Raw genomic sequence first — 12,713 nt, 5'->3', positions numbered from 1 at the left:
ATCCGCGACAACTCTCGGCGGATCGCCCATGACGGCGGCCCGTCCCCGGTCCTAGGCTGACGGGCGCTCGCCCGATCTTCCTCGAAGGGACCCCCCGGCATGACCGACCCCGTCGTCCCCACCACGTCCGGCGCGGTCCGCGGTCAAGTCACCGCCGCCGGCTTCGCGCTGTTCCGCGGCATCCCGTACGCCGCCGCGCCCGAGGGCGACCTGCGCTTCGCCGAACCCGTCCCGGCCCCGCCGTGGGAGGACACCCGCGACACGAGCAGACCCGGACCGACCGCACCGCAGCGCCGGCACGACGTGCCCGGCCTCGACCTCTCCCCCCTCACCGGCACCGGCTGGCGGCCGGGCCCGGAGTACCTGACGGTCGACGTCTGGACCCCGCAACTCGGCGCGGCCGGACTGCCGGTGCTGGTGTTCGTGCACGGCGGCGCGTTCCTCGGCGGCACCGGGTCGGCGCCGGTCTACGACGGCACCTCGTTCTCGCACGCCGGCGCGGTGCTCGTGACCGTCCAGTACCGGCTCGGCGTCGACGGCTTCCTGCCGCTGGACGGCGGCACGACGAACCTCGGGCTGCGCGACCAGCTCGCGGCCCTGCGGTGGGTCCAGGAGAACATCGCCGGGTTCGGCGGCGACCCCGGCAACGTCACCTTCTTCGGCGCCGCCTCCGGCGCGGTCAGCGTCGCCTGCCTCCTCGGCTCCCCGCTCTCGACGGGACTCTTCCACCGCGCCATCGTCCAGAGTGGACACCCGGACATGGTGCGCGACGGCGTCCAGTCACGCCGCCTCGCCCGGGTGATCGCCGACGAGCTGAAGGCCGAGCCGACCGCCGAGGCGTTCCGGAAGGTCTCGACCGAGCAGCTGCTCGACGCCCAGGACGCCGTCCTGCGGCCCGGCGGCGCCCCCGACCTGCGCGACGCGCTCGGCTACGACCGCGGGTACGGCCTCAGCCCGTTCCTCCCGATGGTCGGCGACGACGTCCTGCCGCAGCACCCGGCCAAGGCGATCCGGGCGGGCGCCGGGCGCGACGTCGACCTGGTCGTCGGCAGCTGCAGCGAGGAGATGCGGCTCTACCTCGTGCCCACCGGCGCGCTGGACGCCGTCACCGACGACCAGGCCGTGGCGTCGCTGGCGGTGTCGCACCCCGACCCGGCCGGCGTGCTCCAGCGGTACGGCCTCGGCTCGGACCGCTCGGCGGGCGAGGTCCTCGTCGCGGCCCTCACCGACCTGGTCTTCCGCGACGGCGTCCGCGACCTGGCCGAGCACCACGGCGGCCGAACCTTCCGGTACGAGTTCGAGTGGGGTTCGCCGCTGCTCGACGGCGCGCTGGGCGCGTGCCACGGGCTCGAGCTGCCGTTCGTGTTCGACGCGCTGGGGCCGGTGTCCGGGCCGCGGGGCCTGCTGGGCGAGCAGCCGCCGCGGGAGCTGGCGCGCGACCTGAACGGCGCCTGGTACCGCTTCGCCGCCACCGGCGCGCCCGGCTGGGCGGAGTACACGGACGAGGACACGCTGTTCCACACCTACTGACCCCTGCTCGGCCCCACCCCGCGAGCGGTTGACGACGCCCCTGCCGCGCTGCCAGGCTCAGACCGCCCGGACGGCCGGATGAAATGGGGACCACCGATGCCCGAGGCGGGCTCCGCCGCGCCGCCGCGCGCGCTCGTTCGCACGCTGTTGCGCAGCGGCACACCCGCGGAACCGGCCGAGCCTCCCGACGACCACAGTGATCTGGCCGCCATCGGGGACGCGACGCTCGCCCGTGCCGCGCGCTACTGGGTCGTCGTGCCGCTGGCCTACCGGATCGCGGCGTTCGTCAAGGTGTTCATCGGGTTCGCCGCGGCCAACGGCAGGCTCGGGCTCGGGCCGGTGCTCGCCGCCACGGTGTTCGCCGTCGCGGCCAACGCCGGCGCGGTGGCCTGGGTGCTGCGCGCGGGCGGGCTGCGGGCCCGCGTCACCGGCCGCGCGCTGGCGCTGGACCTGGCCGTCGGAGTGGCGCTCAACTTCGCCGTCGCCGCGACGGCCCCGGCGGCGGTGCAGCCGTTCGCGGTCGACGTGGCCTGGACCTGGGTGGTCAGCGCGGTGGCCATGTGGGCGGGTACGTCCGGGCTGCCCTCGGCGCTGTGGCTGGTGGTGGCGGCCGTCCCGCTCCGGGCGGCGCTCACCCTGGCCGGCGGCCTGCCGCTGACGAACCAGCTCGCGATCACGCGGTCGATCGGCTGCATGGTCGCGCTGGGCGTGGCGATCGTGCTGGCCGCGGGCATCCTCATCCTGCTCGGCGCCGGCACCCGGTTCGCGGTCGACATCGGGATCCGGCGCGGGCGCGAGGCCGAGCGCCGCCGGACGCGGCGCATCATGCACGACAGCGTGCTGCAGACGCTGGAAGCGCTGGCCATCTCCGCGCCGGGCGACGACGCGCACGCCGTGAGCCGGCTGTCCGAGGTGCGGTCGGTGGCCAAGGCCGAGGCCGCCGAGATCCGCCGCCAGATCACCGAGCCGATCCCGAACGGGACGGCGCGCGGGTTCGCGGTCGAGCTCGCCGACGTCGCGACCGAGATGGCCCGCGACGGCCTGCGCACCCAGCTCGTCGCCGCGGACTTCGCCGACGACGACAAGCTGTCGCAGGACCGCCGCACGGCGATGTGCGAGGCGGTGCGGGAAGCGTTGCGCAACACGGTGAAGCACTCCGGGACGAAGCAGGTGGTGCTGCGGGTGGAGGAGCGCGACGGCGGGATCGCGGTGGTGGCGCGCGACCAGGGCCAGGGCTTCGACGTCCACGACCGGCCGCCGGGCTTCGGCATCACCCAGTCGATCGTGGCCCGCCTGGCCGAGGTCGGCGGCCACGGCACGGTGGACTCCCAGCCGGGCCGCGGCACCCGCGTGACGATGTGGGTGCCGAGCTAGACAACGCTTCTGCGCTGGGGTCCAAGACCGCGGTGACCTCCCGGGCGCACCATGCCCGGACAAGCCACCGCGGGAGGAGATTCCCATGTCCGACGCACAGCGCCGGGACGCGCTGGGCACGCCGGGTGTCGTCTTCCTCGTGCTGGCCGCCGTCGCGCCGCTCACCGGCATCGTCGTCATCGCGGCGCTGGGCATCGCGCTCGGGAACGGCGGGGGCATGCCCGGCGCGTTCCCGCTCGCCGCCGTCATCCTCGTGCTCTTCGGCGTCGGCTACGCGCAGATGAGCAAGGTCGTCACCGGCGCCGGCGGGTTCTACGTCTACGTCACCAAGGGCCTCGGCCGTCCGCTGGGCCTGGTCGCGGCACTGATCGCGCTGCTGGGCTACAACTGCATCGTCGCCGGCGCGGTCGGGACGAAAGGTGCTCGGGGTCTCGCTGGTCCTGGAGGTGTCGATCCTGCTCGTCCTCGACGTCGCGGTCGCCGTCCGGACCGGGCTGGACGTCCACGCCTTCGCACCCGGTGTGGTGTTCTCCGGCTCGGTCGGGGTCGCGTTCCTGTTCGCCTTCAACGCTTTTCGTCGGCTTCAAGGCCACCGGGCTGTTCAGCGAGGAGGCCCGGGACCCGCACCGGACGATCTCCCGCGCGACCTACACGGCGATCGTGCTCATCGGCGTCTTCGCCGCGTTCACGACGTGGGCGGTGGTCAGCGCGACGCGCGTCGCCGAGGCCGGCAAGACCGCACAGGACCACCTCGCCACCGGGGACCTCGTCTTCTCGATCAGCCACACCTACCTCGGCTCGCTCCTCACCGACGTGATGATGCTGCTGCTGGTCGTCAGCCTGTTCGCGGCGCTGCTGGCCCTGCACAACTCGGCGACGCGCTACCTGTTCGCGCTCGGCCGGGCCCGGGTGCTGCCCGCGGTCCTCGGCCGGACGAACGCGGGCAACGGCGCGCCGTACGTCGCCAGCGGCGCGCAGATCGGGGTGGCGACGCTGATCGCGGCGGTGTACGCGCTGGCCGGGCTGGACCCGCTCGCCGACCTCACGGCCAGCATGACCGGCATCGGGACGCTCGGCGTGATCGCGCTGCAGGCCCTGGCCGGGGTCGCCGTCGTGGCGTTCTTCCGCCGGCGGCGCGACCCCCGGATCTGGCGCACGGCGGTGGCGCCCGGCCTCGGCGGGCTCGGCCTGATCGCCGTGACGACGCTGGCGTTCCTCAACTTCCCGACCCTCGCCGGGTCCGACGCGCCGGCGATCGCGTTGCTGCCGTGGCTGCTGGCGGTGGCGGTGGCGGTGGCCGGCGGGCTCGCGCTCGCGATGTGGCTGCGGCGTCGCCGGCCGGACGTCTACGCGGGCCTGGACGAGCTCGGGCTCGAAGCCGTGTCCAGCTAGGCGGCGCGCCGGGCGTCGCGCTCGGCGGCCAGGCTCGCGCGGCAGGCCGTCGTCAGCCGGGAGGTGGCGGCGCTGCCGCCGTGGCCGCAGCGCGGGCAGGTCATCGCGACGGCCAGGGACAGCTCGTCGACGGCGACGCACAGCTCGGTCCGGCAGCCGCGGCACCAGCGGTGGCGGGTGACCGGGCTGACGTGCGCCGGCGAGGCGACGCACTGGTGGATCCACCGGCCGTGCACGTGGCAGGTCAGGCGGTCGTCCGGCGCCAGCAGGCCCATGTCCTCGGCGTCGTCTTCGGTGGCGAGCAGGACCGGCAGGCTGCGGATCCGGGCGGTGGTGCGGGTCGTGGCGGTCATCGTGGTCCCCTTTCGCTACCTGTTCGTCGAAGGGCGGCGATCGGATTCGACATCCGGAGGTGGTTGGCCGGAACTCGGCGGTTCTTGGCATTCCAGCCACTGCCCGGCCCGCGCGAAGATCGGTAGCTTCGGCGCGTGTCGAAAATCCTGCTCTCGGTCCACGTCCTGGCGGCGATCCTCGCCGTCGGCCCGGTCGCCGTCGCGGCCAGCATGTTCCCCGCCGCCGTCCGGAAGGGTGATCTCAAGATCGCGAAGGTGCTGCACCGGATCTGCCGCGTGTACGCCTACGCCGCCATCGCGGTGCCGGTCTTCGGCTTCGGCGTGGCGGGCACGATGCACGTGATGGGCGACCCGTGGCTGCTCACGTCGATCGGGCTGACCGCCGTCGCCGCCGCGGTGCTCGCGCTGCTGGTCCTGCCCCGGCAGCGGCGGCTGCTGGCCGAAGAGTCCACTTCGGGCAAGCTGAGCAGGCTCGCCATGGTGACGGGCGTGTTCAACCTGCTGTGGGCCGCGGTGACGGTGCTGATGATCGTGCGGCCCGGCTCCTCGACCGGCGCCTAGCCGGGCACGCGGACCGCGACGAAGTCCGGCCGCTGCCGCAGGGCGAAGCCGAGCGAAAGGTAGAGGCGGATCGCGGAGGTGTTGCTCGCGGCCGCGTGCATCATCGGCGTCTCGCCGCGCTCGCGGATGCCCGCCGCCACGGCGAGCACGAGCCGCGTCCCGAGGCCCTGCCCGCGGTACGCCGGGTCCGTGCACACCGCGCTGATCTCCGTGAAGCCCGGCGGGTGCAGCCGCTCGCCGGCCATCGCCACCAGCGCGCCGCCGCGCCGGATCCCGAGGTACGTGCCGAGCTCGACGGTCCGCTTCCGGAACGGCCCGGGCTTCGTCCGCTCGACGAGGTCCAGCATCTCCGGCACGTCCGCGAGCCCCAGCCGCACGGCTTCGGGGTCCGGCGCGGCCGCGACACCCTCGTCGACGAGCTGGACGCCGGGAAGCGCGTCTAGCACCTCCCAGCCGGACGGCGGCCGCGGCGCGGTGGCGGCGGTGAGCACGACGACTCCCGGCCCGGCCAGCTCGGCGACGTCCCGCCAGTCCTGCTCGTCCGGGTCGCCGGGGAGGCCGAGGAAGGGCGCGACGTCCTCGAGGTAGCGCACCACGCGCCCGCGTCGTTCCGCGAAGCGGGCGTGCGGCCCGGTCAGCGACGCCCAAGCCGGGTTGTCCAGCGGAGAAGCCATACCGCCAGGATCCCCGGAACCGCCGGTAGCGCGGCGGCGCTCCCACATCCTGAGCAAGCGCTCAGCCGACGGTGGTCAGCTCGTCGTCCGAAAGCACGCCGGACCCGGCCGACACGACCAGCCTGCCGCCACCGACCTGGTACGTGTAGTCCCCGTTCTTCGCGACGAACCCGTCGCCCGAGGCCTCGGCGGGCAGCATGATGTGGGTGTCGCCCGAGGCCGCCTGCCCGCGGGCCTGGCCGTCGTAGAAGATCCGCCCGTCGGGCACCCGGCAGATCGTGATCAGCGACTTCACCGTCTGCGCCACCAGCAGCGCCGTCCCCTGGCCGCCGGGAAGGTAGCGGGCGGCGTCACCCGGGCACGGCTTCCCCGCCGGCGTGGGCGACGGCGAGGTCGACGTGGACGGCGTCACCGGCGGGGTGACGCCGTTCGCGGTCGTGACGACGGTCTTGGTCGTCGGGAGGGCGGGCGTCGTGTACGAGGGGAACGGCCCGGCCGAGTCCGGCGTGGGCTTCGAGCGCGCGCTGAACAGCAGGACCCCGCCGATCGCGACCCCGGCCACCAGCATCAGGGTCAGCAGTACCCACAGCGCCCGCGCGCGAGCCCGGCCGGGCGCCAGGCTCTGGCAGGTACCGCAGCGTCCGGCCGCGGGGTCGTTGACCGCGCCGCACTGCGCGCACGTCCAGGGGACACCCGCCATCGGGCCTCCTTCTCGCCCGGCGCGGAAGCACGCCGGTCCCTCATCGTCACCGACGCGGGTCCCGGCTGCAACGTCCCGTTACGCCTGATGGACGACGTTGACCATCCACGGGATGCCGAACTTGTCGATGCAGGAGCCGAATTCGTCGCCCCACATCTGCTTTTCGAACGGAACCGTCACGGTGCCGCCCTCGCTCAGCTTGTCCCAGTAGCCGCGCAGGTCGTCCGCGTCGTCGCCGCTGAGGCTGACCGTGATGTTCGTGCCCGGGTTGTGGTCCATCCCGGTCGGGGTGTCGGCCGCCATGAGCCGGTAGCCCTTTTCGGTCTCCAGCTGGGCGTGCATGATCTTGTCCGCGTCCGCCCCTTCGGGTGAACCGAATTCCCCGAACGTGTTCACGGTCAAAGTGCCGCCGAAGACGCTCTTGTAGAACTCCATGGCCTGCCGCGCCTCGGCGCGGAAGCTCAGGTACGGGTTGAGCACGGAAGCCACTGCGGTCTCCTTCTCGTCGGAAGAGAGCAGCATCTTCGCAGAAGCTCGTGACCTCGACAAACGCGAGAATTTCAGACGACGAACCGGCGGTGCGCGTGCGGTTCCAACGGCAGCGCGCCGTGCAGGGCGGCGCGGGCGCGCAGCTCCAGCGCGGGGTCGAGGGGCGCGTTCCCGGCGACGGGCGCGGTGTGGAACGTGCCGCGGTCGAACAGGTACACCAGCGCGAGCTTGCGGTCGCGGCGGCCACCGGGCTCGGCGAACTCGACGGTCGCCGACCGCAGGCAGCCGCCGTAGCCCGCCCGGGCCAGCCGGTCCGCGACGTCGACCAGGTCGCCGGTCAGCACGCGCAGGTCGTGGTTGCGGCGCCAGCACCGGACCGTCGAACGCCCGTACAGGTCCTGCGTCACCAGCGGGTGCACCGGCAGCCGGGCCGACGTCGCGGCGAGCAGCTCCGCCTCGGTGCGGGCCAGCGCGTCCCCGTCCACCTTGAAGCCGATCGCGCCGCCGCCGGTCGGCGTGAGGCCGAGCGCGGCGCGCATCCGCGGGGCGGCCGCGGCGAGGGTGTAGAGGGACTGCAGGTGCGGACGGGATGTCCAGCAGCGGACGAGCTTGCTGTCCAGCAGGGTCACGACGGTGTGTCCTATTCCGGTAGTGAAGGACCGCCGGGCCGGGCGCACTGGCAGTGTCCACTGTGGACGTCAGGCGCGGGGACGCGGGGTCGGAAAGGACAGCATGCTCCCGCGGCCGCCGGTTCCGGACCGGAACCCCGCGATCACGCGGCGAACGGCAGCACTTCGCCGCCGAACGGTCACTCCGTGTCAGGTTCAGCCGATCAGCGGTATCCCTTTCGCCTCACGCGGCGAACGGATCCCGACTTTCGCCACCTATTCTCCACTACCAGACATTTAGCGTTGCTAATAGATCTGAGTCAGAGCTACCTTGACGGTATGACCGAACTCGCCGAACGCCTGCTCGGTGCCGTCCAGGGGATCCGCCGGGTCGTGCGCCGCCGCGTGCGCGCCGAGGTGCCCGGCTTCCCACTGCCCGGCGCGCAGGTCGAGGTCCTGCGCGTCGTGGCCGACCGGCCCGGCATCGGCGTCGCCGCGGCCGCGCGCGAACTGCACCTGGCCGCCAACTCGGTCAGCACGCTGGTGAACCAGCTCGTCGACGCCGGCCTGCTGCGCCGGGAGGCCGACCCCGCCGACCGGCGCGCGGCCCGGCTGGAGATCACCGATGCCGCGCGCGACCGGATGGCCTCGTGGCGGCGCGCCCGCACCGGGCTCGTCGCCGAAGCACTCACCGGACTGTCCGAAGAGGACACGGCGGCGATCGAACAGGCGTTGCCGGCCATGGAAAAGCTCATGGGCATCCTGAAGGAGCAGCCATGACCGAACCCGCGGTGCGGTGCACCGGCCTGAGCCACTCGTTCGGGACGACCCGCGCGGTCGACGGCGTCGATCTGGAGATCTCCCCCGGCGAGGTGTTCGGCCTGCTCGGCCCGAACGGCGCCGGCAAGACGACGACGCTGCGCATGATCACCACGTTGCTGCCCACCGCGACGGGCCGCATCACCGTCTTCGGCGTCGACGTCGCGCGCCGGAGGATGGCCGTGCGGCGGCTGATCGGCTACGTCCCGCAGCAGCTGTCCGCCGACGGCGCCCTGACCGGGCGCGAGAACGTCGCGTTGTTCGCCCGGCTCTTCGACGTGCCGCGCGCCCGGCGCGCCGGCGAGGTGCGGCGGGCCCTGGACCTCGTCGGGCTGGCCGACGAAGCCGATCGCGTCGCGAAGGGCTACTCCGGCGGCATGATCCGCCGGCTCGAGCTCGCCCAGGCCCTGGTCAGCTCGCCGCGGCTGCTGATCCTCGACGAGCCGACGATCGGGCTCGACCCGGTCGCCCGCTCGGCCGTGTGGGAGCGGATCACGCAGATCCGCACCGACACCGGTATGACCGTGCTCGTCACCACGCACTACATGGACGAGGCCGAGCAGTACTGCGACCGAGTCGCGCTCATGCACGCCGGCCGGATCCGGGCGCTGGGCACCCCCGCCGAGCTCGAGACCGACCTCGGCCCCGGGTCCACATTGGACGACGTGTTCCGGGCGGTCACCGGCGACCGCCTCGAAACCGACGAAGGAGGGATCCGCAGTGTCCGTGCCGCTCGCCGCACCGCCCGCCGTCTCGGCTGACCCCGGCCCGCTGCGCCAGGCGCGGATCCTCGCCGCGCGCGTCGGCGCGATGTGCCTGGTGGAGCTGCAGAAGCTGCGCCGCGACCAGACCGAGCTGCTCACCCGGGCGATCCAGCCCGCGCTGTGGCTGCTGATCTTCGGGGAGACGTTCACCCGGCTCAAGGCGATCACGACCGGCTCGACGCCGTACCTCGACTACCTCGCGCCCGGCATCCTCGCGCAGTCGGCGTTGTTCATCTCGATCTTCTACGGGATCCAGATCATCTGGGAACGCGACGCGGGCGTGCTCGCCAAGCTCCTGGTGACCCCGACCCCGCGCGCCGCGCTCGTCGCGGGGAAGGCGTTCGCCGCCGGCGTCCGCGCGCTCGTGCAGGCCTTGATGGTGCTGATCCTGGCGGCGATCCTCGGCGTCGGGCTGACCGTGAACCCGCTGAAGCTGCTGGCGATGGCCGTCGTGCTCGTGCTCGGGTCGGCGTTCTTCTGCTGCCTGTCCATCGTGATCGCCGGGATCGTGCTGTCGCGCGAACGGCTGATGGGCATCGGCCAGGCGATCACGATGCCGCTGTTCTTCGGCTCGAACGCGCTCTACCCGGTGGACCTCATGCCGTCGTGGCTGAAGGTGCTCAGCCACGTCAACCCGCTGAGCTACCAGGTCGACGCGCTGCGCGGGCTGCTGATCGGCACGCCGTCGCACCTCGGGCTCGACTTCGCCGTGCTGGCCGCGGCGACGGTCGCCGCGGTTTCGGTCGCTTCGGCCCTGCTCGGCAGGTTGGCCCGTTGAGGCACATGTCTCACCGAACGGAAGCTTCATTCCCGGATGGCTAATCTCGGATTCGTGAATGGTCGCCCGGGCGTGTTCTCTTTTGCCGGTTTGTGCGTTCTCGCCGGAATCCTGGTGGCGGGCACGATGGCGCCCGCCGCCATCGGCGCCGGCCTGCTGTCGAATCAGGTCGGCGATTCGGTGGACGCCATTTCCGCCCAGCTGGCCGCGGCCGATCCGCCGCTGACCACGACGGTGACCGACCGCGACGGCACGCCGATCGCGACGCTGTACGCGCAGTACCGGCTGCCGGTCACCGCGGCCGGGATCGCGACGACGATGAAGGCCGCCATCATCGGGATCGAAGACCGCCGCTTCTACACCGAAGGCGGCGTCGACGTGCAGGGAATGCTCCGCGCGGCGGTCAACGACAGCGCGGGCGGCTCGCTTCAGGGCGCGTCGACGATCTCGCAGCAGTTCGTCAAGAACTACCTCGTGAACGTCGTCGACCGGAACGACCCGGTCGCGCAGCAGCAAGACCGCGAAGACTCGCTCGCGCGCAAGCTGCGCGAGGCGAAAATGGCCGTCCAGCTCAACAACACCATGAGCAAGGACGACATTCTGGCGAATTACCTCAACGTGGTCGAATTCAGCGGAACGGTGTACGGGGTCGGCGCCGCGGCGAAAGCCTATTTCGGGACGACGGCGGACAAACTGACCGTCCCGCAGGCGGCGTTGCTCGCCGGGATGGTGAACAACCCCAGCGTCTACAACCCGTACACCCACGCGGACAAAGCGCTGCAACGCCGCAACCTCGTCATCGACGCCATGGTCACCAACGGCTCCATCCCGGCGTCGTACGCGGCGACGGCGAAGGCGGCGCCGCTCGGGCTGCTGCCGGACGGTCCGGTGACGCCGTCCGGGACGTGCATGGGCGCGGCGCCGGACGCGGGGTTCTTCTGCGCCTACGCCGAGAGCTACCTCGTGCACGCCGGGTTCACCGCGGACCAACTCGCCACCGGCGGCTACACGATCAAGACCACCCTCGACCCGCGCGTCTCGCAGGTGGCGAAGGACTCCGTCGACGCGAACGTGCCGACCACCCAGGACGGCGTCGCCAACACCTTCGCCGTCGTGCAGCCGGGTTCGACCGGCCACCAGGTGCTCGCCATGGTCGCCAACCGGAACTACGGCACCGACCCGGCGCGGGGCGAGACGTCCACGGACATCGTCGCCGACGCGAGCAACGAGTTCGGCGCGGGCTCGTCGTTCAAGATCTTCACCTCGGCCGCGGCGCTCGTCACCGGCAAGGCGGGCCTGGAGACGCCGCTGCCCAACCCGGACAGCCAGTGCTTCCCGGTGCCGGACGCTCATTCGGCTTGCTACACCGTCCACAACGACGGCCACTACGCCGACCCGATCAGCCTCGCCGACGGCCTCGCGACGTCACCGAACGTCGCCTTCGTCGGGCTCGAGAGCCAGGTCGGGATGCCCGCCGTGCTCGACATGGCCTACAAGCTGGGCCTGCGGAACACCCTCGCGACCAACGACGCGGGCGCCGTCCCGGACCCCGCGTCGGGCAACCCGCAGTACAACGAACCGCAGTCGAAGTACTTCCAGAACCTGCTGTCGTTCACCCTCGGCAACAGCCCGGTCAGCCCGCTGGAGATGGCGAACGTCTCGGCGACGCTGATGAGCGGCGGCGTCTGGTGCCCGCCGAACCCGATCCTGTCGATGACCGACCGGAACGGGAACGCCGTCCCGGTGCCGCAGCAGGCGTGCGAGCAGGTCATCCCGACCGGCGTGGCGAACACCCTCGAAGCGGGCCTGAGCAAGGACACGACGGACGGCACGTCGGCCCAGGCGGCCCACGCGGCCGGCTGGACGCGCCCCGACATCGGCAAGACGGGCACGACGCAGCAGAGCGAGTCCGTGGCGTTCGTCGGCGGCGTCGACGGCTACGCGGTCTCGTCCATGGTCTTCGCCGACGGCCCGCGCCCGCGCGAAATCTGCCCCGGCACGCCGGTGCACCTCGGCAACTGCGGCCACGGCGCATTCGGTGGCACGGTCGCCGCGCCGCCGTACTTCCACGCGATGAGCCAACTGCTCGCGGGCGTGCCGGACCAGGCGATCCCCGGCCCGGACCCGGGCTACCTGACCGCGCGGAGCTAGCGGGGTTCGAGGAAGACGAGCGGGATCTCGCGCTCGGTCTTCGTCTGGTACTGCGCGTAGTTCTTGAACTCGCCGGAGATCTTCGGCCAGAGCTCGGCGCGTTCCTCCGCGTCGGCGACCCGGGCGAGCATCGGCCGCTTCGGCGAGCCCTTCAGGGAGACCTCGACGTCGGGGTTGTCGCGCAGGTTCAGGAACCACGCGGGGTGCGTGTCGTCCCCGCCGCGCGACGCCACGACGACCAGGGTGTCGCCTTGCTGGTGCGGCGAAGTCAGCAGCACCGACCGCGGCTGGCCGCTCTTGCGGCCGATCGTGGTGAGCTCCAGGACGGGCATGGCCGCGTGCCAGCCCACCTTCCCGCGGGTGAGCTTGATCAGGCCGCGGTGCACGGCGTTCATGGACTTGAGGGCGAAATCGCTCGGCATGATCACAATCTAGTCCCCGAGTTCCGCGAAACCGCCACGCGGCGGCGCGCCGGTGTGCGAGGCTGCGCGGCGGAACAAGACCTGGGAGAAAGAAGTAC

The 12,713-nt window shown here is 72.4% G+C and carries 14 protein-coding genes; 8 read left to right on the top strand and 6 right to left on the bottom strand.

Translation table 11 applies throughout. The annotated features are described in order from the left end of the window. Positions 1-99 precede the first annotated feature (99 nt). The 3 genes from AA23TX_RS29845 to AA23TX_RS29835 all read left to right on the top strand — a co-directional run bounded on the left by AA23TX_RS29845 (position 100) and on the right by AA23TX_RS29835 (position 4,296). A complete protein-coding gene (locus AA23TX_RS29845; protein ID WP_155546102.1) occupies positions 100-1,530 on the top strand; it encodes a carboxylesterase/lipase family protein in 1,431 nt (476 codons plus the stop codon). 96 nt (positions 1,531-1,626) lie between these two features. After that, a complete protein-coding gene (locus AA23TX_RS29840) occupies positions 1,627-2,904 on the top strand; it encodes a sensor histidine kinase (RefSeq protein WP_155546101.1) in 1,278 nt (425 codons plus the stop codon). Positions 2,905-2,955: 51 nt separating this feature from the next. After that, the gene (locus tag AA23TX_RS29835) at positions 2,956-4,296 is read left to right on the top strand and encodes an APC family permease (RefSeq protein ID WP_439328780.1); all 1,341 of its coding nucleotides are present in this window, start codon (positions 2,956-2,958) and stop codon (positions 4,294-4,296) included. On the opposite strand, the gene AA23TX_RS29830 is transcribed toward AA23TX_RS29835, so the two are convergent. After that, complete coding sequence (locus AA23TX_RS29830) at positions 4,293-4,649, bottom strand: hypothetical protein (RefSeq protein ID WP_155546100.1); 357 nt, start codon at positions 4,647-4,649, stop codon at positions 4,293-4,295. The two genes, AA23TX_RS29835 and AA23TX_RS29830, sit on opposite strands and share 4 nt — an antisense overlap. A 135-nt stretch (positions 4,650-4,784) precedes the next feature. Between AA23TX_RS29830 and AA23TX_RS29825 the strand changes: the two genes are divergently transcribed. Beyond that, positions 4,785-5,210, top strand: coding sequence for a DUF2269 family protein (locus AA23TX_RS29825; RefSeq protein ID WP_155546099.1), 426 nt, complete (start codon positions 4,785-4,787; stop codon positions 5,208-5,210). On the opposite strand, the gene AA23TX_RS29820 is transcribed toward AA23TX_RS29825, so the two are convergent. The 4 genes from AA23TX_RS29820 to pspAB form a co-directional block, all read right to left on the bottom strand. Continuing rightward, positions 5,207-5,884: a GNAT family N-acetyltransferase gene (locus AA23TX_RS29820; protein WP_155546098.1), complete on the bottom strand. Its 678-nt coding sequence runs from the start codon at positions 5,882-5,884 to the stop codon at positions 5,207-5,209. The genes AA23TX_RS29825 and AA23TX_RS29820 overlap by 4 nt on opposite strands. A 61-nt stretch (positions 5,885-5,945) precedes the next feature. Further along, positions 5,946-6,584, bottom strand: a complete 639-nt coding sequence (locus AA23TX_RS29815) for a hypothetical protein (protein ID WP_155546097.1) — start codon at positions 6,582-6,584, stop codon at positions 5,946-5,948. Positions 6,585-6,662: 78 nt separating this feature from the next. Next, positions 6,663-7,073 carry a VOC family protein gene (locus AA23TX_RS29810; RefSeq protein ID WP_155547400.1) on the bottom strand — a complete coding sequence of 137 codons (411 nt, stop codon included), beginning with the start codon at positions 7,071-7,073 and terminating at the stop codon, positions 6,663-6,665. Positions 7,074-7,144: 71 nt separating this feature from the next. Next, positions 7,145-7,702: a PspA-associated protein PspAB gene (gene pspAB / locus AA23TX_RS29805; RefSeq protein ID WP_155546096.1), complete on the bottom strand. Its 558-nt coding sequence runs from the start codon at positions 7,700-7,702 to the stop codon at positions 7,145-7,147. Positions 7,703-8,020: 318 nt separating this feature from the next. Between pspAB and AA23TX_RS29800 the strand changes: the two genes are divergently transcribed. From AA23TX_RS29800 to AA23TX_RS29785, 4 genes are all read left to right on the top strand, one after another. Then, a complete protein-coding gene (locus AA23TX_RS29800) occupies positions 8,021-8,461 on the top strand; it encodes a MarR family winged helix-turn-helix transcriptional regulator (RefSeq protein ID WP_155546095.1) in 441 nt (146 codons plus the stop codon). Beyond that, entirely contained in the window at positions 8,458-9,261 is an 804-nt protein-coding gene (locus AA23TX_RS29795; protein WP_196425587.1) for an ABC transporter ATP-binding protein, read from the top strand. Before AA23TX_RS29800 ends, AA23TX_RS29795 begins: the two co-directional genes overlap by 4 nt. After that, positions 9,221-10,042, top strand: a complete 822-nt coding sequence (locus tag AA23TX_RS29790) for an ABC transporter permease (RefSeq protein WP_155546094.1) — start codon at positions 9,221-9,223, stop codon at positions 10,040-10,042. The genes AA23TX_RS29795 and AA23TX_RS29790 overlap by 41 nt, the downstream gene beginning before the upstream one ends. Before the next feature lie 126 nt (positions 10,043-10,168). After that, positions 10,169-12,193, top strand: coding sequence for a transglycosylase domain-containing protein (locus AA23TX_RS29785; RefSeq protein WP_230862956.1), 2,025 nt, complete (start codon positions 10,169-10,171; stop codon positions 12,191-12,193). Here AA23TX_RS29785 and AA23TX_RS29780 read toward each other — a convergent pair. After that, the gene (locus tag AA23TX_RS29780; RefSeq protein ID WP_155546092.1) at positions 12,190-12,615 is read right to left on the bottom strand and encodes a nitroreductase/quinone reductase family protein; all 426 of its coding nucleotides are present in this window, start codon (positions 12,613-12,615) and stop codon (positions 12,190-12,192) included. The genes AA23TX_RS29785 and AA23TX_RS29780 overlap by 4 nt on opposite strands. Positions 12,616-12,713: the final 98 nt, after the last annotated feature.

Source organism: Amycolatopsis camponoti (assembly GCF_902497555.1).
In the GTDB taxonomy this organism is placed as follows: Bacteria; Actinomycetota; Actinomycetes; order Mycobacteriales; family Pseudonocardiaceae; genus Amycolatopsis; species Amycolatopsis camponoti.
The sequence above is the reverse complement of the archived record's forward strand: the minus strand, read 5'-3'. Positions and strand labels throughout refer to the sequence as shown.

Coding starts and splice junctions, on each gene's coding strand:
- AA23TX_RS29845 (WP_155546102.1), top strand. CDS start 100: ATGACCGACCCCGTCGTCCCCACCACGTCCGGCGCGGTCCGCGGTCAA.
- AA23TX_RS29840 (WP_155546101.1), top strand. CDS start 1,627: ATGCCCGAGGCGGGCTCCGCCGCGCCGCCGCGCGCGCTCGTTCGCACG.
- AA23TX_RS29835 (WP_439328780.1), top strand. CDS start 2,956: ATGCCCGGACAAGCCACCGCGGGAGGAGATTCCCATGTCCGACGCACA.
- AA23TX_RS29830 (WP_155546100.1), bottom strand. CDS start 4,649: ATGACCGCCACGACCCGCACCACCGCCCGGATCCGCAGCCTGCCGGTC.
- AA23TX_RS29820 (WP_155546098.1), bottom strand. CDS start 5,884: ATGGCTTCTCCGCTGGACAACCCGGCTTGGGCGTCGCTGACCGGGCCG.
- AA23TX_RS29815 (WP_155546097.1), bottom strand. CDS start 6,584: ATGGCGGGTGTCCCCTGGACGTGCGCGCAGTGCGGCGCGGTCAACGAC.
- AA23TX_RS29800 (WP_155546095.1), top strand. CDS start 8,021: ATGACCGAACTCGCCGAACGCCTGCTCGGTGCCGTCCAGGGGATCCGC.
- AA23TX_RS29795 (WP_196425587.1), top strand. CDS start 8,458: ATGACCGAACCCGCGGTGCGGTGCACCGGCCTGAGCCACTCGTTCGGG.
- AA23TX_RS29785 (WP_230862956.1), top strand. CDS start 10,169: ATGGCGCCCGCCGCCATCGGCGCCGGCCTGCTGTCGAATCAGGTCGGC.
- AA23TX_RS29780 (WP_155546092.1), bottom strand. CDS start 12,615: ATGCCGAGCGATTTCGCCCTCAAGTCCATGAACGCCGTGCACCGCGGC.